The sequence below is a fragment of the Rhizobium sp. RU36D genome (assembly GCF_900176345.1).
In the GTDB taxonomy this organism is placed as follows: domain Bacteria; phylum Pseudomonadota; class Alphaproteobacteria; order Rhizobiales; family Rhizobiaceae; genus Allorhizobium.
On sequence record NZ_FWXU01000001.1, the window covers coordinates 370071 to 388844 of the forward strand.

Genomic DNA, 18774 nt, shown 5'->3' on the forward strand with positions numbered 1-18774 from the left:
GCCCCAGGGCTTGCCCGGCGAACCGCATATCCTTCGCGACAGTCTGGAGACTATCCGATGTTTACCTACACTATTCGGCGATTGCTTTTCGCAATCCCGACGCTGCTCGTTATTAGCTTCATCATCTTCGCGCTGCTCGACCTTGCGCCGAGCGATCCGCTGGCCGACCTGCCGCTGACCATTCCTCCCGAGGTCCGTGAGCAAATCCGTGCGGCCATGGGCATGGACCAGCCGTTCTTCATTCGCTACCTGCTGTGGCTGCAGCAGTTTTTCATCAACGAACCGCTCAACATCTTCGAACAGATCACCGGCATCACCGTCGGTTCGGGCGAGCGGCTGCGCGTTCTCTCCTGGGCAACCAGAAGCCCCGTCGTCGATCTGATCGTGCAGCGCATGCCGCAGACGCTGTGGGTGGTGGGCCTTTCCTATCTCTTCGGGGTGTTGCTCGCGATCCCGATCGGCGTCATCTCGGCCTACAAGCAGTATTCGATCTTCGACCAGATCGGCACGTTTGTGTCGATGGTCGGCTACTCCGTACCAACCTTCTTCACCGGCATCCTGCTGATCGTTATCTTCAGCTCGCACCTGCAGTGGTTTCCGTCGGTTTACGACACCAACCTCCAGGTCACGGATTGGGACAGCTTCATCCAGCAGGTCAAGCAGATGGCGCTTCCGGTCACGGTTCTGGCGCTTTACAACACCTCACAGATCAGCCGTTTCGTCCGCGCCTCCATGCTCGACAACCTGCACCAGGACTATGTCCGAACCGCCCGGGCCAAGGGCGTGAAGGAAAAGGTGGTGCTGCTGGTGCATGTGCTGCGCAACAGCCTGATCCCGGTGGTCACGGTTATTGCGCTCGGCGTTCCCACCATCTTTTCCGGTGCCATCATCACCGAGCAGATCTTCCGGGTGAACGGTCTTGGGCAGCTGCTGATCACCGCCATCCAGGGCGCCGACATCCCGCTGGTGCAAACGCTGACGTTCATCTTCGCGTTCCTCATCGTCTTCTTCAACCTGATTGCCGACGTCCTCTACGGCATTCTCGACCCGAGGATCCGCTATGACTGATGCAGTCGCAAACTCGGCGGCGGTCACGCCGCGCACATCCTATATCGGGAAAATCTGGCAGCAGTTCCGGGCGCATACCGGCGGCGTGATCGGCCTGGTGGTCTTCGTCTTCATCCTGCTGGTGGTTTATGTCGGCCCCTTCATCCACACCATCGATCCCAACAAGATCGATATCAGGGCGAAGAACCAGGGCCCGTCCTGGGCGCATCCGTTCGGCACGGACAATCTGGGCCATGACATGCTGGCCCAGGTCATGGCCGGCGGACAGATTTCGCTCGCGGTCGGCATTACGGCGATGCTGCTGTCTTTGTTCGTCGGGACACTGGTCGGCGTGGTTGCCGGCTATGTCCGGTCGCTCGATGGCATCCTGATGCGGATCACCGACCTTTTCCTGGCGCTTCCGCTCCTGCCGCTGCTGCTCGTGATCATCATGCTGTTTCGCGACACGCTTCGTTCGGCATTTGGCCCGGAGACAGGGATCTTCATCCTGATCGTCTTCGTGATCGGGGCGACCAGCTGGATGCACACGGCCCGCATCGTCCGCGGCGACGTGCTGGCGATCAAGGGACAGGAATTCGTGCTGGCCGCCAAGTCGAGCGGCATGTGGGAATACCGCATCATCTTGAAGCACATCCTGCCGAACGTGATGAGTTCGATCATGGTGTCGGCAACGCTCGGCATTGCCTCGGCCATCATCACGGAATCGGCCCTGTCCTTCCTCGGACTGGGTTTCCCCTCGGATTTCCCAACCTGGGGCCGCCTCCTCTATGACGGCGCCAACTTCCTGCAGATCACGCCGTCGCGCGTGCTGTGGCCGGGCCTGGCAATCTCGCTGACGGTTCTCTCTGTGAACTATATCGGCGATGCCATCCGCGATGCACTCGATCCACGCATGCTGAAGCGATAATCGGCAGCACGGAACGCTTTAAAAGGCATCCCGAAACGGATGCCTTTTTCTTTGCTTTCAAGTCGGGTCAGGGCACTGCTCGATCACGGCAGGCGCACTGCTTTGAGCGCCGATTTGAACGCAATCGTCTCCATAGCAAAGCGTCCAGGGGGACACCGTCGCACCTGAGGCGGCGAGTGTCAGGCGCGGCTGCGGCGCAAGTCCTGGCGTCCAAATCCACCAGCCATCCATCAGGCGGGCGCCCTCACCCGGCTCCATTCCCGCCCCTGAACCCTTTACCGATGCACGCTCCAGCAAGAGGCCTTCGGGCGTTGCTCGCCACGTCTCTTTCCACTCGACCTTCTCCACCGAATGGGTCCAGGAAAGCGTAAACGACATGGTCGCCAGCGCGAGTGTCTTTCCGCCAGCGAAAAGGCAAATGCCCATCAAGCGGCACTGGGGTTGGCGGATCGGCTGCGCCACCAATGGAAGCCCAGCACCGCGGCACCCAGGGCGAAGCCGATCTGATCGGTCCATGGCAGGGCCAGCACCACGCTGAAGCCCGCGATCAGGGCCAAGGCCCGCTCAACCATGGACAATGGCGCAAACAGGAAGCCGACAACGGCGATACCCCACAGCCCGATGCCAAAGCAGGCCTTGGCAAACACATAGGCCACCTCGATCGGATAACCCCACACGGCCGCGATCGGCCCGGCGTCCTGGAGCATCAAAGCTGGAGTATAGACCGCCATGAACGGCACGACGAAGCCAGCGGTCGCAAGCTTGGTCGCCTGCAACGAGATCTTCAGGCCCGATGTCTTTGCCATCGGCGCGGCGGCAAAACAGGCCAGCGCCACCGGCGGGGTCAGGTCCGCCATGATGCCGAAATAGAAGACAAACATATGGCTCACCAGCAGCGGCACGCCGAGTTCCAAGAGCGCCGAACCGGCAAGCGAGGAGGTGATGATGTAGTTCGGGATCGTCGGGATACCCATGCCGAGGATCAGGCAGGTAATCATGGTCAGCACCAGCGACAAGAACAGGTTGTCCTTGCCGATATCGATGATCGCACCGATGAAGGTGGAGGCAATGCCAGTGAGCGTCAACGTGCCGATGACGATGCCGACGATGGCGCAGGCGATGCCGACCGGCAGCGCATTCTTGGCCCCTTCCGCCAGGCTATCCCGGCAGATCGCCAGCGTCTGCCGCCCACCGTTGAACAGCGCGCACGCGACGACAAGCGCGCCGATGACAAGCAGCAGGATATTGACCCCGAACCGCAGGAAGGCCGCGGCGGCAAGGCCTAATGCGAGCCAGAACACCACGCGGAAGGCAAAGGGTCCGATCAGGGCGGCCAGCGGTGTGCCAAGGATCAGCACCACGACAAGCGCCAGGCCCATGGTGCCGGCAAAGATCGGGGTGAACCCGGCAAACAGCAGATAGACGAGGGCCGCCAGCGGCAGGACCAGCGGCCAATGCTGCTTCACCGCCGCCCAGGGGTTTGGCAGTTCGGCCTTGTCCATGCCTTGTAACCCGGCCTTTCCGGCCTCCAGGTAGACCATCCAAAAGCATACACCGAAATACAGGATGGCCGGGATCAGCGCCGCCTTGACGATATCGGCATAGGGAACATTGAGCGTCTCGGCCATGATGAAGGCCACCGCCCCCATGACGGGCGGCATGATCTGCCCGCCCATGGATGACGTCGCTTCCACGCCGCCGGCAAAGGCCGAGCGAAACCCGAACCGCTTCATCAGGGGAATGGTGAACTGGCCGGAAGCCACGACATTGGCCACACCCGACCCGGAGATCGTGCCCATGAGGGCAGACGACAAAACGCAGACCTGCGCCGGCCCGCCCTTCCAGGTGCCGACAAGGCCCAAGGCGAAATCGTTGAACAGGTTGAGCATGCCGGCCTTTTCGAGAAAGGCCGCAAAGACGACGAAGATGAAGATATAGGCAGCCGAAACGTAAACAGGCGTGCCATAGATGCCCTCGGTGCCGAAGGCAAAATGCTCTGCGATCAGCTCGAAATCATAGCCCCGATGGATGAAGGGCGACGGCAGGTATTGCCCGAGGAAACAGTAAGCCAGGAAAATGCCGGCGATGATCGTCAACGGCAGGCCCATCAGACGGCGCGCGCATTCGAACACCAGGAGAACCATGAGCGTGCCCATGGCAAGATCGACCTCGTTGAGGAAGCCCGACCGCTCGATCAGCGGCTGATAGAACACCCACTGATAAAGCCCTGTTGCAAAGCCGAGAATGCCGAGCGCCCAGAACCACACGCGGCCCGCCACCGTCTTGGCGACGAGATTGCCGAACAGCGAAAAGCCTAGAAGCAGCAGGAAGCCGACATGCATGGCCCGCACAACCTGGCTCGGCAGGGTGCCATAGGCTGCCGTCCAAAGCTGGAACAGCGAAAACGCAACGGCAATCCAGAATGCGGCCCGACCGGCCATGCCAGTCCCGAAGCCTGACGGCAGGCCTTCGATCGCCTCTTCGGCGGATGGAGCGGCGGTTTGGCTGGATGTCGCGGTATTCGTCATCATTCCTCCTGACATGCTTTGCCGCAATTGGCGGAGAGCCCCATCTCCTCGAGGGCCGAGCTGTCGCATATGCTGACCAAACCCTCTCTGGCCTGCCGGCCATCTCCCCCACAAGGGGGGAGAAGACTCGCGGAAACCACTCGCTTTTTGCCGCGTCGCTGTCCGAACATCTTAACCGTTATAGAGGCGAGCGGTCCGCCCCAGGTTTTCTCCCCCCTTGTGGGGGAGATGGCCGGCAGGCCAGAGAGGGCCTTTCTTTAAACGCGGCAAACAGCGGTCTGGGCCTCAACACCGCTTACTTCAGCACGCCCACTTCCTTGTAATACCGCTCTGCACCGGGATGCAGCGGCACCGGCATCGCATCGATCGCCTTCTTCACATCGATCGCCTTGGCAGCGGCATGGGCGGCCGTCAGGGCGGGCAGGTTCTCGAACAGGAGCTTCGTCATCTGATAGGCCGTCTCCTCGGAGACACCTTCATGGGTGATGAGGAAGTTGCCGACAGCGGCCGTCTCGACATCGGCGGTCTGACCTTCATAAGTACCGGCCGGAATGACGGCGGGCACATAGGGAGCGCCGATCTTTTCGACTTCGGCTTTCGGCACGGCCACGACATTGATCTTCACGGAGGTCGCGAGATCCCTGATCGAGGCGACGCCCATGCCGGCCGACTGCAGCGTTGCGTCCAACTGCCTGTTCTTGATCAGTTCGACGGATTCGGCAAAGGGCAGATATTCCGTCTTGCCCATGTCGTCATAGCTCATGCCGGCGGCCTTGAGGATCGCACGCGCATTGAGTTCGGTACCGGACTTCGGCGCACCGACGGAGAGGCTCTTGCCCTTGAGATCCGCGAGCGTCTTCACGCCGGATTCCTGGCTTGCAACGATCTGGATATAGTTCGGATAGATGGCGGCGATGCCGCGCAGCTTGTCCAGCTTGCCGGGAAAGCCTGCTTCCTTGTTGCCTTCCCAACCCATCTGGACGGAATCGCCAAGCGAGAAACCGATCTCGCCGCGTCCCGCCTGCAAGAGATTGAGGTTCTCAACCGATGCCTTGGTGGCCTGCACCTGGGTGCGAGCGCCGGCGATGTTGTCGCCGTAGATCTTGCCGAGCGCAACGCCGAGCGGATAATACACGCCTGATGTGCCGCCCGTCAGGACATTGATGAACTCCTCCGCCTTGGCGACAGCCGGAGCAAATGCGATGCCGATAGCGCTAACAGCTGCAAAGGCCGTGCGGCCAAAAAATCGGGTCATGGTGTTACCTCCTCCTCGATGGTGCTCGCGGCCCGCTCCTCAACAGCCCGCGTCTCCTCAGACCTTGTCAGTAGACCTCATATGGAAAGGCATTGAAAGGAGGTTTTGCTTAGCCGAAAGTATTAGGCCATTCCCAATCCGGTCCAGAAACCATCATGCACAACGGCGGATTCCTCATCCAGCAATGGCCCGACCACCTCGACGCAGCGCTGCCCGGCGGCAAAGATCGTCCGGCAAGGCAGATCCATAGTGAGGTTTTCCGGGTCCGGGCCGATCAGGTTTTTTAGCGCCAGTTCGCTCATGCCATGAACGACGCGGCCGACGCCGGTCCAATAGACCGATCCCGCGCACATCGCGCAGGGCTCGGCGCTGGTATACATCGTGCAGGTCCGCAGGAAATCGACATCATATTTCAGGGACGCCGCCGTCATGAGGTTGCGTTCGGCATGTCCGGTGCGGTCGCCCAGCGTGCCACAAGTGTTCATGGCCTCCAGCAGGATCTCACCATCAGGCCCAACCAGGATAGCACCGAAAGGATGATCGCCCCGCTCGCGCGATCGCCGCGCAACATCGATCGCCACCCGCAGAAGCGCGATATCATCAGGTTTTTCGGTCGTCATATCGCGCTCCTCATAATGCGGCTGCTGGCAATACCGCAAACTTACGTCGATTTTCGCCAGGCCCGCAAGCCGAAACAGCCCATATCATAGGCAATTTCTTCTTTGCTTTATTTTTAAGCACGTCGACGACTTGTTGTAAGAAAAATAACCATAGCTTTGCTGCGCCCCGCCGGGATCGAACGCGAACCCATTGGATTATCGCGCTTTCCTGAAGTGGCACGGATTGTGCAGCGTGATGCTCGAGTAGAAGCGGTCAGGGTCATTCGCCCGGGACATTGCTCGTTAAACCCGCAACCGTGTCCGCCATGAATGCTGCTCGATCCATCCACGCCAACACTGAAATCGATGTCGAAGCGGCGACTTGCGCGGGCCACGGGGTGAAAACAATCGCAGTCTAACAGGAGAAACAGAGATCATGCCCTTCGCCCGCATTACCAAGCGTTTCTGTGCCGCAACCGCGCTTCTCGCAGCTCTCGCCGGCAGCGCCTCCGCCGCTGACAAGGTTGTCTTCCAGTTGGACTGGCTGCCGGGCGGTGACAAGGCGCCGATCTATGTCTGCATCGACAAGGGTTTTTGCGCGGAAGAAGGTCTGGAGATTGCAATCGAGCCGGGCCGCGGCTCCACCGAGGCGATCACGCGCCTTGCTGCCGGCACCTCTGACGTCGGCTCCGCCGATATCGGCGCCCTGATGGCCGCCAAGGTGCAGGAAAATGTCGGCATCACCGCCATCATGTCGATCTTCAACAAGGGCCCGCATGCCTTCTTCGCCATCAAGGGCTCTGGCATTGCCAAGATCGAGGACGTGAAAGGCAAGAAGGTCGCCACCTCGCCCTTCACCTCCTCCAACGTCTTCCTGCCGCTGGTTCTTACCGACAAGGGTATGAACGAAGCCGACATCACGCTGACCAAGGCGGATCCCGGCGCGCTGTCTCCGATGCTGATGACCGGCGCGACAGACGTCATCATCGCCTGGATGACCAATGTCAGCGTCTTTACCAAGCAGGCGACCGCCGCCGGCAAGGAACTGGAAATCATGCCGTGGTACGCCGCCGGTCTTGACCTCTATTCCGCGTCGCTGCTTGCCTCCGACAAGTTCATCACCGAACGTCCCGATGTCGCCAAGCGCTTCGTCAAAGCGTTCAAGAAGTCCCTGGAATATGTGAAGTCGAATCCGGACGACGCGGCGCAGTCGGTCCACAAGATCGTTCCGGAACTCACGGTCGACGACGTCAAGGGCGCCATTCTCGACACCGCCGTTCTGGAATTCAACGAGGTGACGGAGAAGGACGGCCTCGGCGTCTTCGAGAAGGAGCGTCTGGCGGAAACCTGGAAGCGCGTGGCAGCAGCCCAGAAACTCGACGTCACCAAGATGGACGCGGAAGCCTTCGTCAACCGCAGCTTCCTGGCTGAATAAGCGATGACGGCAAGCCTCTCGCCTCCCGCAATCTCGTTCCGCGACATGGGGCAGGTCTACAAGACCTCTTCCGGCCCCCTGGAGGCCCTGCGCGGCGTCACCTTCGACGTGGCGCGCCACCAGTTCGTCGCGGTTCTCGGGCCTTCCGGCTGCGGCAAGTCGACCCTGTTGCGCTCGATCGCTGGCCTGCAGACGCAGACCTCGGGCCATGTCGAGGTATTCGGGCATCCGGTGACGGAACCCCGGGATGACATCGGCATCGTGTTCCAGAAGCCGACCTTGCTGCCATGGGCGGATATCGAGGCCAATGTCGTCTTCCCGGTGCGTCACAAGACCGACCGGGTCAGCGCCGAGGATCGCGAGCGGGCGCGAGAACTGCTTGCCAAGGTCGGCTTGTCCGGCTTCGAAAAACGCCTGCCGTCGGAGCTTTCCGGCGGCATGCAACAGCGTGTCGGCATCGCCCGTGCACTGCATCTCAACCCGGATATCCTGCTGATGGACGAACCGTTCTCGGCTCTTGATGCCCTTACCCGCGAGGAAATGGGCTTCGAACTGCTGCGGATATGGGAAGCCCAGCCGAAAACGGTACTGTTCATTACTCATTCGATCAGCGAGGCGGTTCTTCTGGCAGACCGCGTGCTGGTGATGAGCGGCCGGCCCGGCCACGTGATCGAAGATCTCGAAATCACCATACCCCGCCCGCGCGGTGTGGAAACATCCAGCTCCAAGGTGATGCATGACTTCACAGGACATCTCCGCGACCTCCTCCTCAAGCGCGCCGCCTGAGATGGGGAAATCCCTAGCGCAGATGTGGCGCCAGGCCATCGAGGCACCCGGCCTTCTGCCGGTCGGCACCTTCGTGTCCGTCATCCTGCTTTGGGAACTCGCCACCATCGCCTTTCAGATTCCAACCTACATGCTGCCGGCGCCGAGCCGCATCATCCTCTCCGGCTTCAATGAAATCGATGCCTGGCGATGGCTGGAACACGTCTGGGCAACACTGAGGGTGGCACTGATCGGCTATTTTCTGTCGATCGCCATCTCGCTGCCCATCGCCATCATCCTGACCAAGTCGAAGACCCTGTCGCGCGCCTTCTATCCGATCCTGGTGGTGATCCAGTCCACGCCGATTGTGGCTGTGGCTCCGATCATCATCGTCGTGCTTGGGTCCGGCGATGCGCCGCGCATCGTCATCACCTGCCTCATCACCTTCTTTCCGCTGGTGGTCTCCACCGCGACCGGACTGATGGCCACGCCGCCGGAACTGATCGAGCTGTCGAGAAGCCTGCGGGCGCCGGTGTGGCGGGAAATCACACAGATCCGCCTGCCCTATGCCGTGCCCTACATCTTCTCGGCGCTGAAGATTTCGATCACGCTGGCGGTCATCGGAGCAGTGGTCGCCGAATTCGTCGCCGCCGAAAAGGGCATCGGCTATTTCATCCAGTTCGCCACCTCCTTCTTCAAGCTGCCGCAGGCCTGGGCCGGGCTGGCGCTTCTGGTGCTGATGTCGCTGATCCTGTTCCAGTTGGTGGCATTGGTGCAGCGGGTCTTCTTTCGCTGGAGCCTGCCAGAGAGCAGATAGCAAGTTCTTGCCACGGGGAACGTCGTGGCCATGCATGCGGGCCAAGCCCGCCAAACCATCGATGCCCGGACAAGCGGCATCGGTTCAGGAGTAGAAGCAGTCACGCGTCACCGCCAGGTGCCGCCGGGTCATTGCTCCCAAGGGAAGGTGCCGGAGGGTCCGGCATCCCACACTGACAGGAGACTGAAATGAGTGCTCAAAGCTATGCATTGAACGAGTTGAACAAGGAGACCACGATCGGCGGTCTTGGCGAGGAATCCGACCGCAAGATCCTGCAGATCGATCTTGCGGATTTCGAAAACCGCAAGGCCGAGATCGCAGAGGCCCTATGGGAGGCCTCGACCACGGTCGGCTTTTTCCAGCTCGTCAACCACGGCATACCCCAGGCGCAGATCGATGAGGCCTTCGAGCTTGAAGAGAAATTCTTCGCCCTGAGCGCGGAGGAGAAATCCGCGTTTCCGCTGCGTCCCGGCACCAATGCCGGCTGGGAATACAAGGCGCAGGTGCGCCCCTCGACCGGCACCGCCGACCAGAAGGAAAGCTACCAGATCACGCTGCCGCGCATGAGCGACCTGTGGCCGAGCGAAGACCAGGTGCCCGGCTTCAAGGCGAAGATGATGGCCTTCGAACGGGCCAACTGGGAACTGGGCATGAAGGTCCTTTCCTGCTTTGCCCTGAAACTGGGCTTCGAGGAAGGCTTCTTCACCACCCTTCACGACCCCGCATCGGCGGAATACCAGAGCACGCTGCGGCTTCTGCACTATCTGGCCCTGGTGAACCCGAAGCCGGAGGACTACACCTATTGGCGCGCCGGCGCCCATACGGACTACGATTGCCTGACGCTGCTGCATCAGCGCCCCGGCCAGGGCGGCCTTCAGGTCTGCCCCGGCCAGGAATATGAAAGCCAGGCCTGGACCTCGATCCCGCCGCTTCCCGGCGTCGTCACCTGCAATATCGGCGACATGCTGATGCGCTGGAGCGACGACAAGCTGAAGTCCACCCTTCATCGTGTGCGGATGCCGAAGCCAGACGAGTCTCACGGCCCACGCTACTCCATGGCCTTCTTCTGCCAGGCCAACAAGGACGCTATGATACAGGGCCCTGAGAAGAAATACGAGCCGATGACGGCGCACGACTACCTGCAGATGCGCATCGCCGCCAATTTCGGCGGCACCAAGGCTGTGCGCTAAAGGCAAGATCGTCCGGGGCGGTTATGGCGACCGTCCCGGGCAATTCCTTCGGCTTGACGGAAGGCCCGGCTTGCGACGCAACCACAGTGGATGCATGGTGAGCGGGCGCGCAGTCTGACCGGAATCCTCTCGATGCCCCCTCTACTAAACCTTCTCACAGATATAAACGGTGTCTCTGTCGGCCACGCCACCGATATGTCGTTGGGGTCGGGCGTCACCGCGATCGTTTTTGCGGAGCCTGCGACCGCTTCCGGCAGCGTGCTGGGCGGCGCGCCGGGCGGGCGGGATACGACGCTTCTCGATCCCGCAATGACGGTCGAGACGGTCGATGCCTTCGTGCTGTCGGGCGGCTCGGCCTTCGGGCTTGATGCTGCCGGCGGTGTGCAGGCGGGGTTGCGTGCCATCGGCCGCGGATTCCAGGTGGGCAATGTCCGCGTTCCGATTGTGCCGCAGGCGATCTTGATGGACCTGTTGAACGGGGGCAACAAGAACTGGGGTCTGCAGTCACCCTATCGCGACATGGGCTATGCCGCCTTCGAGGCAGCAGCGACCGGTCCCTTTTCCCTGGGCACGGTAGGAGCCGGCACCGGGGCCACCACGGCGACCCTGAAAGGTGGGTTGGGATCAGCCAGTGCAGTGTCATCAGGCGGCTTCAAGATTGCGGCCATCGCTGCCGTCAATGCCATGGGCTCTGCCACGGTCGGATCATCAGGACGTTTTTGGGCCGCCCCCTTCGAGCAACAGGGGGAATTTGGCGGCCGGGGCTATCCCCCTCAATTCTCGCCTGCCGATACGGGCTTGCGGATCAAGGGCATCGACCTGACGGCAACGACGATCGGCGCTGTCGTGACCGATGCCGTGCTGACCAAGGCGCAGGCGCACCGGTTGTCAATCATGGCCCATGACGGCCTGGCCCGGGCCGTATTGCCGGCGCACTTACCCTCCGATGGCGATACGATCTTTGCCGCCGCCACCAATGCCAAGGCGCTCAATGGCCCTGCCGACTTCATGGAACTCTGCCATCTCGCAACCGTGGTCATGGCGCGCGCCATCGCACGCGGCGTCTATGAGGCAAGCGCCTTGCCGTGCCCCGGCGCACAACCCGCCTGGCGCGACCGCTTTGGCTGACCTTTCGAAACGTGCCCCGCAGACACACATTTGTCACAGGCTGCCGCTATGCAGCCGCAACGGCAAGCCTTCGCAAGAATCGCCGATCTGTGATTTCAATTCCTTCATCTGCCCGCGACTACCCTGACAGCCGCGACATTTCGCGAGAGGCTCCCGCTCCATGGATCACATCGACATGACCGCCACATTGCCCCGCGCGGATCGCCTCATCATCGAGAATGCCAAAATCGTCTTGTCCGATGAGGTGGTAACGGGATCGGTCACCATCGAGAGAGGCTTGATCACGGCTGTCGACGCATCGGGAGCAAGCGGCCAGCGCATCGATTTCGGCGGCGACTATCTGCTGCCGGGGCTTGTCGACATCCACACGGATCATTTCGAAAAACACGTCTATCCCCGCGCCCATGTGCGCTGGGATTACATGCGTGCAGCGCTCGCCCATGATGCCCAGATCATCGGCGGCGGTGTGACGACGGTGTTCGACAGCCTCTGTGTGGGCGCCACCACGGACAATCCGGAACGCGCGCAGATCCTGACCCCGATGATTGATGCGCTGGAAAAGGCACAGGCCGCTGGGATGTTGCGCGCCGAGCACCTCGTGCACTTGCGTTGCGAGGTGACGGACGAACAGACGCCTGCCCTGACCGAGGCCAATATCGACCGCGAGATCGTGCGGGTGATTTCCGTCATGGAGCACCTGCCCGGCATCCGCCAGAGTCGTGACCTTGAGGCCTATGTCTCGCGCGCCTCCAAATCGACGGGCGAAAGCGCCCATATCGTCCAGGAAAAGATCCGCCAGCTTGTGGCCGAGAAAAGCCATATCGGCGCTGATGTACGCCCCCTGGTGGTCGCCCTGGCAAAATCGCGTGGCCTGCCGCTGCTCAGCCACGACGACACAGATATCGAACACGTAGACCTTGCCGCCGATGAGGGCGTGGCGATCTCCGAATTCCCCTGCACGCTGGAGGCAGCCCGCGAGGCCCGCCTTCGCGGCATGCTGACAGTCGCCGGTGCGCCCAACATCCTGCGCGGCGGTTCGCAATCTGGCAATGTCGCCGTGCGTGAGTTGTTGCAGGAAGACTTGGTCGACATCCTGGCTTCCGACTATGTTCCGCGCTCCCTGCTCGATGCCGCCTTCATGATCGCGGCCGATCCGGAGCTGAGTTTCACCTTGCCCCAGGCCGTTGCCATGGTGGCATCGAAACCTGCCCAAGCCGCCGGTCTCACCGACCGCGGAACCATTGCTATCGGGATGCGCGCCGACCTTCTGCGCGTCGGGCTGCATGACGGCCATCCCTTCCTGAAGAAGGTGTGGCGTCAGGGAGTGCGGGTATCTTGACCGCGTCGTCGGACGCGAACCCCAGGATCGTTCTGCGCGCCGCGACATCGAGCGACATATCCGCCATCAGCCGGATCTTTACGGCCGCTCGATCGACGCTCGATTTCTTGCCGCCACTGCATACGCCTGAGGAAGACCGGGCCTTCATCGCAGGCGTGATGCTGGGCTCAAAAACCATCTTGCTGGCGTCACTTGCCGGGGAACCCGCGGGCTTCGTTGTCACGGGCGATAACTGGATTGAACATCTCTACGTCGCCCCGGACCATGCGCGCCGAGGCATCGGCGCGGAACTGCTGAAGGCGGCCATGGCCGAGACAACCGAACTGCGGCTGTGGAGCTTCCAGAAGAACCAGCCCGCCCGGAATTTTTACGAGCGCCACGGCTTCCGGTCGCTGCTGTTCACGGATGGCCATGACAACGAGGAGCGTGAACCGGACATCCTCTATGTCTGGAACAGGCCGGTCGCCGCGATCTGATCACACCGGCGCCGGGGCTCTCCGGAACCCCTTGCTCGCCACCATCAACTGCTTCGTATAATCGGTCGCAAACCGCCCGGCCCTGAGATCGGCCGTCTCCAGCGTCTCCACAACCCCACCGGATTTCATCACCGCCATGCGATCGCACATATGGCTGATGACGGCGAGGTCATGGCTGACCATGACGAAGGTCAGGCCCCTCTCCTTGCGCGCCTGTTCGAGAAGATTGAGGATTTCGGCCTGAATGGAGGCGTCCAGCGCCGAGGTCGGCTCGTCCAGCAGCAGGATCTTGGGCTCCAGGATGAGCGCCCGGGCAATGGCGATGCGCTGCCGTTGACCGCCCGACAATTGATGGGAAAAACGGAAGCGGAAGCCCGATCCCAATCCCACTTCGTCCAGGGCGCGGGCGATGCGCGTCTCGGTGTCCGCAAACCCATGGATAACAAGCGGCTCCAGCAGCAGGCGGTCCACCGTCTGCCGCGGATGGAGCGAGCCATAGGGATCCTGGAACACCATCTGCACGGTGCGATAAAACGCCTTGTCCCGGCGGTGATCGCTGTAGCGCGTTCCGCCGACGTCGAGCGTCCCGCTTTCGAAACGGTTGAGCCCGGCCACGGCCCGCAAAAGCGTCGATTTGCCCGATCCGCTCTCGCCGACGATGCCGAAGGAGGAACCCTCTTCTATCTGAAGGCTGACATGGTCGAGCGCACGATACTCATCGAAGCTGACGACCATGTCGCGGATGAAAAGCGCTGCCGTCATGCCGACCACTCCGGCTTGCGCTCCAGCACCGGCAGCGGATGCCGGTCCGCCTCGATCTGCGGCAGGCAGTTCAGCAGCCCGCGCGTATAAGGATGCGTCGCCTCAGACAGGCGTGATGCTTCAATTTCCTCGACCACCCGACCGGCATACATGACGAGCACCCGATCGCAGAAGGACGAGACGAGCCGGAGATCATGGGAAATGAAGATCAGCCCCATGCCGCGCTCTTCCACGAGATGGTCGAGAATGTCGAGCACTTCGAGCTGCACGGTGACATCGAGCGCCGATGTAGGCTCGTCTGCAATCATGAGTTCCGGCCCGCAGACCAGCATCATCGCGATCATCGCCCGCTGTCCCATGCCACCGGATACTTCGTGCGGATAGAGATCGAAAACGCGAAGCGGATCCCGAATTTGCACAGCTTCAAGCATGTCCAGCGTCCGCTGGCGCGCATCGGAGCCTGAGATGTGCTCATGCGTTCTGAGCGTCTCCATGATTTGACGACCGATGGTCATGACCGGATTGAGGGAATATTTCGGGTCCTGCAGCACCATGGCCATTCGCTTGCCACGCAACGCCCGGCGCTTGGCTGGCGAAAGGGTCAGCAGATCGTTTCCGTCAAAGGCCAGCCGCTTTGCGCTGATCTTTGCCGCCGTAGGCGTCAGGCCCATGATGGCACGCCCGGTCTGGGACTTGCCCGAGCCGCTTTCGCCCACGATGCCAAGCCGTTCCCGCCCGAGTGTGAAACTGACGCCGCGCACCGCCTCTACCAGGCCATTGCGGGTCGGAAAAGACACCCTGAGATCCTCAACCTCCAGAAGCCGCGTCATTGCCCGGCCTCCTTCGGGTCAAGCGCATCGCGCAACCCATCACCCAGCAGATTGAAGCCCAGGCTGACGATCAGGATCGCAAAGCCCGGCATGGCCGCCACCCACCACTGGTCAAGGATGAAGCGGCGCCCGGATGCGATCATCGCACCCCATTCCGGCAGCGGCGGCTGGGCACCCAACCCCAGGAAGCCGAGACCGGCGGCCGTCAGGATGATGCCGGCCATATCGAGGGTGACGCGGACGATCAGCGAGGACATGCAAAGCGGCATTATGTGAAAGACCACGATGCGCAAGGGCGAAGCGCCCATCAACCGAACCGCTGCGATATAGTCCGAGTTGCGGAAGGTCATGGTCTCGGCGCGCGCGATGCGGGCATAGGGCGGCCAGGACGTCACGGCGATCGCCAGCACGGCATTTTCGATGCCCGGCCCCAGCGCCGCCACCAGCGCCAAAGCCAACACGAGCTTGGGAAAGGCCAAGAAAATATCCGTGATGCGCATCAGAACCGCATCGACGATGCCGCCCGCATAGCCTGCAACAGTGCCGACGATCAGGCCGATCGGCGCTGCGATCACCGCCACCAGCACGATGACAAACAGGGTCAGTCGGGAGCCGTATAGCAGCCGCGACAGGATATCCCTGCCCTGGTCGTCGGTGCCGAGCAGGAAGCCCTCCGAGCCCGGAGGCAAGAGCCGCGCATTGCGCAGGTCGCCCTGGACGGGGGAATGGGGCGCCAACACATCGGCAAAGGCGGCCACGAACAGCAGCGCCAGCAAGATCGCCAGTCCGGCCAGCGCAAGACGGTTCTCGGAAAACCGCTGCCAGATGACATAAAGTCGGCCGAGCCTCGCCTGCCGGCGCGAGGTCGGACGGTCAGACAACAGCCATTGGCGCAGGGTCAGGGTCGGCTCGCTCATCGGCTGCGCGTCCTTGGATCAAGCGTCCGGTAGAGCAGGTCGGACAGGATATTGATGCCGATGAACACCGATCCGATGACGATCGTGCCGCCCAGCACTGCGTTCAGGTCGGCATTCTGCAGCGAATTGGTGATGTAGAGGCCAAGGCCCGGCCAGGCAAAGATCGTTTCCGTCAGCACCGAGCCTTCCAGAAGCCCGGCATAGGAAAGCGCAATCACCGTCACCAGGGGCACGGCGGCATTGCGCAGGGCGTGAAACCAGATGATCCGCGCCTCAGACAACCCCTTGGCCCGTGCCGCCACGATGTACTCCTGGCTGAGTTCGTTCAGCATGAAAGAACGTGTCATGCGGCTGATATAGGCCAGCGAAAAATAGCCGAGCAGCGAACCGGGCAGGATGATGTGCCGGAACAGATCCCACAGCACATCCCATTGCCGCTGCATCGCCGCATCCAGCAGGAAGAAGCCGGTGACGGGCGTGAAGCTGTATTCGAAGACGATATCGACGCGGCCGGGATAGGCAACCCACCGCAACTGCGCATAAAACAGCAGCAGCGCCAGCAGCCCGAGCCAGAAGATCGGCACGGAATAGCCGATCAGTCCGATGACCCGGACGATCTGGTCGGCAAGCGAACCGCGCTTCACAGCGGCCAGCACGCCGAGCGGCACGCCAAGCACGGCGCCGATGATGGTGCCGACGGTGGCAAGCTCGATGGTCGCCGGAAACACCCTGGCGATATCGGTCATGACAGGATTGGTGGTCAACACCGAGACGCCAAAATCCCCCTGGAGTGCCTGGCGGACATAGATCACGAATTGCTGGTAAAGCGGCAGGTTGAGGCCCAGCTCTTCCCTAACACGCTCCACGACATGGGCCGGCGCCCGGTCTCCGACGATCGCCAGAGCCGGGTCGATCGGCACCACACGGCCGATGAAGAAAGTCACGGCCAACAGTCCGAGATAGGTCGTCGCAACCGTCAGCAGGAACTTTGCCGCCGATATGGCAAATGCCGAGGCGCGGGCGCCGGTGCGCCGCGCCTCGGTGCTGTTACCGAGGTTCGAGGCCAAGGACGTCAGTCCTTGGTGACGGCGGAAACGAAGTTCGTGTCGAAGCTAGGACCGAGCTTGTAGTTCTTGAGTTTCGAAGAGTAGCCCGCTACTTCGGTCTGCTGGAAAATCATCACGAACGGTCCCGTCGCCAGAACCTGCTTCTGCAGGTCCTGATAGATCGCGGCGCGCTTGTCGGCATCCTTTTCGAGCAGTGCGGCCTGGGTCTTGGCCGAAAGATCCGTCGGATCCCAGGCATTGCGCCAGGCGAGCGTCTTGGTCTTGCCCTCATCGGAATTGTCAGGATTGTAGGTGAAGGTCTCGGCATTCGAGTTCGGGTCGAAATAGTCCGAACCCCACTGGCCGATATAGATGTCGTGCTGGCGCGCGCGGAACTTGGTCAGCGTCTGCTTGCCATCGCCGGGAATGATCTCGAGCTTGATGCCGGCCTGGGCCAGCGTCTGCTGCACGTTTTCGGCAATGCCCGTCACCGGCTGGGTGTTGCGCACGTCCATGGTCACGCTGAAGCCATCCGGCAGCCCGGCCTTTGCCAGCAGTTCCTTGGCCTTGGCGACATCGAGCTTGTAGGGCTTGTCATTGAGCGCGCCCAGCTGGCCATCCGGCAGGAAGGTCTGGTGGATCGTGCCGATGCCCTTGATCAGCGTTTCGCCGATGGCATCGTAGTCAACCAGATATTTCATCGCTTCCACGACCTCGGGCTTTGCGAGGTTCGGGTTCTTCTGGTTCAGGCTGAAGTAATAGACGGTGCCCTTCGGCGCGGAGGTGATGGCGATGCCGTCCTTCTTGGAAACGGCTTCGATGTCACCGGGCTCCAGGTTGCGGGCCACATCCACGTCGCCATTTTCAAGCGCCAGGCGCTGGCCGGCACTTTCCTTCATGTAGCGATAGATCACTCGGTTCAGCGTGGGCTTCTCGCCATAATAATTGTCGTTGCGCTCCATGACGACGACTTCATTGGCGCGCCATTCGCGGATCTTGAACGGGCCGGAGCCGGCATAGCCCGTCTTCAGGAACTCATTGCCGAAATCGGTGTCGTATTTGTACTCCGCGGTCGGCGTAACGGCCTTGGCCTTTTCCATCACAAGCGCCTTGTCAACCACGGATGCGACCGTGGACGTCAGAACGTTCAGCACGAAGCTCGGCGCATAGGCCTTGTCGACGACGAGCACAAAAGTCGTGTCATCCGCGGCCTTGGCCTTCTCCGTCACGTTGTCGCCGGTGAGACCGAACTGTGTCAGCAGGAAGGCGGGCGACTTGTCGAGCTTGACGGCCCGTTCGAAGGAGAACGCGACGTCAGCCGCCGTGATCGGATTGCCCGATGCAAACTTCAGCCCGGACTTGAGCTTGAACGTGTAGGTCATGCCGTCGTCGGAAACGGTCCAGCTCTCGGCGAGATCGCCGACGACCTTGGACGTGTCGGCAATGTCGAGTTCCACCAGCTTGCTATAGGTGTTTGCCGTCATCTCAGCGGCGGAAATCTCGAACGCCTCGCCGGGGTCCAGCGTGATGATGTCGTCGATGGCCCAGGCCTGCACCAGCGTGTCGGCCGGTGTTGCCGCGAGCGCGGCGGGTGCTGCGGCAAGAAGCAGGGCCATGGCGGCACCGGTGGCGAGCACGCGCATGCGCCTGTTCAAAAGATTGGTCATCATATCGTTCCCCTTGTTTTTATGGTTCGACGTTAGCGAATGCAT

At 61.6% G+C, this 18774-nt stretch carries 18 protein-coding genes; 9 read left to right on the forward strand and 9 right to left on the reverse strand.

The window, feature by feature from the left end; genetic code table 11:
* The first annotated feature begins 57 nt into the window (after nucleotides 1-57).
* Complete coding sequence (locus tag B9A97_RS01820) at nucleotides 58-1068, forward strand: ABC transporter permease (protein ID WP_084363254.1); 1011 nt, start codon at nucleotides 58-60, stop codon at nucleotides 1066-1068.
* The gene (locus B9A97_RS01825) at nucleotides 1061-1975 is read left to right on the forward strand and encodes an ABC transporter permease (protein ID WP_084363255.1); all 915 of its coding nucleotides are present in this window, start codon (nucleotides 1061-1063) and stop codon (nucleotides 1973-1975) included. The genes B9A97_RS01820 and B9A97_RS01825 overlap by 8 nt, the downstream gene beginning before the upstream one ends.
* Before the next feature lie 57 nt (nucleotides 1976-2032).
* On the opposite strand, the gene B9A97_RS01830 is transcribed toward B9A97_RS01825, so the two are convergent.
* The 4 genes from B9A97_RS01830 to B9A97_RS01845 all read right to left on the reverse strand — a co-directional run bounded on the left by B9A97_RS01830 (nucleotide 2033) and on the right by B9A97_RS01845 (nucleotide 6378).
* Complete coding sequence (locus tag B9A97_RS01830; protein WP_084363256.1) at nucleotides 2033-2401, reverse strand: DUF1850 domain-containing protein; 369 nt, start codon at nucleotides 2399-2401, stop codon at nucleotides 2033-2035.
* On the reverse strand, nucleotides 2401-4503 hold the full coding sequence (locus B9A97_RS01835; RefSeq protein ID WP_084363257.1) for a TRAP transporter permease: 2103 nt from the start codon (nucleotides 4501-4503) through the stop codon (nucleotides 2401-2403). The genes B9A97_RS01830 and B9A97_RS01835 overlap by 1 nt, the downstream gene beginning before the upstream one ends.
* Before the next feature lie 295 nt (nucleotides 4504-4798).
* Nucleotides 4799-5758 (reverse strand): TAXI family TRAP transporter solute-binding subunit, encoded by a 960-nt coding sequence (locus B9A97_RS01840; RefSeq protein WP_084363258.1) that lies wholly within the window; start codon nucleotides 5756-5758, stop codon nucleotides 4799-4801.
* Between the two features lie 122 nt (nucleotides 5759-5880).
* Nucleotides 5881-6378: a nucleoside deaminase gene (locus B9A97_RS01845; protein ID WP_084363259.1), complete on the reverse strand. Its 498-nt coding sequence runs from the start codon at nucleotides 6376-6378 to the stop codon at nucleotides 5881-5883.
* Between the two features lie 415 nt (nucleotides 6379-6793).
* Between B9A97_RS01845 and B9A97_RS01850 the strand changes: the two genes are divergently transcribed.
* From B9A97_RS01850 to B9A97_RS01880, 7 genes are all read left to right on the forward strand, one after another.
* Nucleotides 6794-7792 (forward strand): ABC transporter substrate-binding protein, encoded by a 999-nt coding sequence (locus tag B9A97_RS01850; RefSeq protein WP_084363260.1) that lies wholly within the window; start codon nucleotides 6794-6796, stop codon nucleotides 7790-7792.
* 3 nt (nucleotides 7793-7795) lie between these two features.
* The gene (locus B9A97_RS01855; RefSeq protein WP_084363261.1) at nucleotides 7796-8578 is read left to right on the forward strand and encodes an ABC transporter ATP-binding protein; all 783 of its coding nucleotides are present in this window, start codon (nucleotides 7796-7798) and stop codon (nucleotides 8576-8578) included.
* Between the two features lie 22 nt (nucleotides 8579-8600).
* Complete coding sequence (locus B9A97_RS01860) at nucleotides 8601-9374, forward strand: ABC transporter permease (protein WP_244564102.1); 774 nt, start codon at nucleotides 8601-8603, stop codon at nucleotides 9372-9374.
* A 188-nt stretch (nucleotides 9375-9562) separates the two neighbouring features.
* On the forward strand, nucleotides 9563-10564 hold the full coding sequence (locus B9A97_RS01865) for an isopenicillin N synthase family dioxygenase (RefSeq protein WP_084363263.1): 1002 nt from the start codon (nucleotides 9563-9565) through the stop codon (nucleotides 10562-10564).
* A 132-nt stretch (nucleotides 10565-10696) separates the two neighbouring features.
* Nucleotides 10697-11692, forward strand: coding sequence for a P1 family peptidase (locus B9A97_RS01870; protein ID WP_084363487.1), 996 nt, complete (start codon nucleotides 10697-10699; stop codon nucleotides 11690-11692).
* Between the two features lie 175 nt (nucleotides 11693-11867).
* Nucleotides 11868-13031, forward strand: a complete 1164-nt coding sequence (locus B9A97_RS01875) for an alpha-D-ribose 1-methylphosphonate 5-triphosphate diphosphatase (protein WP_244564085.1) — start codon at nucleotides 11868-11870, stop codon at nucleotides 13029-13031.
* Nucleotides 13028-13507 carry a GNAT family N-acetyltransferase gene (locus tag B9A97_RS01880; RefSeq protein ID WP_179145192.1) on the forward strand — a complete coding sequence of 160 codons (480 nt, stop codon included), beginning with the start codon at nucleotides 13028-13030 and terminating at the stop codon, nucleotides 13505-13507. Before B9A97_RS01875 ends, B9A97_RS01880 begins: the two co-directional genes overlap by 4 nt.
* On the opposite strand, the gene B9A97_RS01885 is transcribed toward B9A97_RS01880, so the two are convergent.
* The 5 genes from B9A97_RS01885 to B9A97_RS01905 all read right to left on the reverse strand — a co-directional run bounded on the left by B9A97_RS01885 (nucleotide 13508) and on the right by B9A97_RS01905 (nucleotide 18729).
* Nucleotides 13508-14269: an ABC transporter ATP-binding protein gene (locus B9A97_RS01885; RefSeq protein ID WP_084363488.1), complete on the reverse strand. Its 762-nt coding sequence runs from the start codon at nucleotides 14267-14269 to the stop codon at nucleotides 13508-13510.
* Nucleotides 14266-15099: an ABC transporter ATP-binding protein gene (locus tag B9A97_RS01890; RefSeq protein WP_084363266.1), complete on the reverse strand. Its 834-nt coding sequence runs from the start codon at nucleotides 15097-15099 to the stop codon at nucleotides 14266-14268. The genes B9A97_RS01885 and B9A97_RS01890 overlap by 4 nt, the downstream gene beginning before the upstream one ends.
* Nucleotides 15096-16016, reverse strand: a complete 921-nt coding sequence (locus B9A97_RS01895; RefSeq protein ID WP_084363267.1) for an ABC transporter permease — start codon at nucleotides 16014-16016, stop codon at nucleotides 15096-15098. The genes B9A97_RS01890 and B9A97_RS01895 overlap by 4 nt, the downstream gene beginning before the upstream one ends.
* The gene (locus B9A97_RS01900; RefSeq protein ID WP_244564103.1) at nucleotides 16013-17017 is read right to left on the reverse strand and encodes an ABC transporter permease; all 1005 of its coding nucleotides are present in this window, start codon (nucleotides 17015-17017) and stop codon (nucleotides 16013-16015) included. The genes B9A97_RS01895 and B9A97_RS01900 overlap by 4 nt, the downstream gene beginning before the upstream one ends.
* A 71-nt stretch (nucleotides 17018-17088) precedes the next feature.
* Entirely contained in the window at nucleotides 17089-18729 is a 1641-nt protein-coding gene (locus tag B9A97_RS01905; RefSeq protein ID WP_084363269.1) for an ABC transporter substrate-binding protein, read from the reverse strand.
* Between the last annotated feature and the right edge of the window lie 45 nt (nucleotides 18730-18774).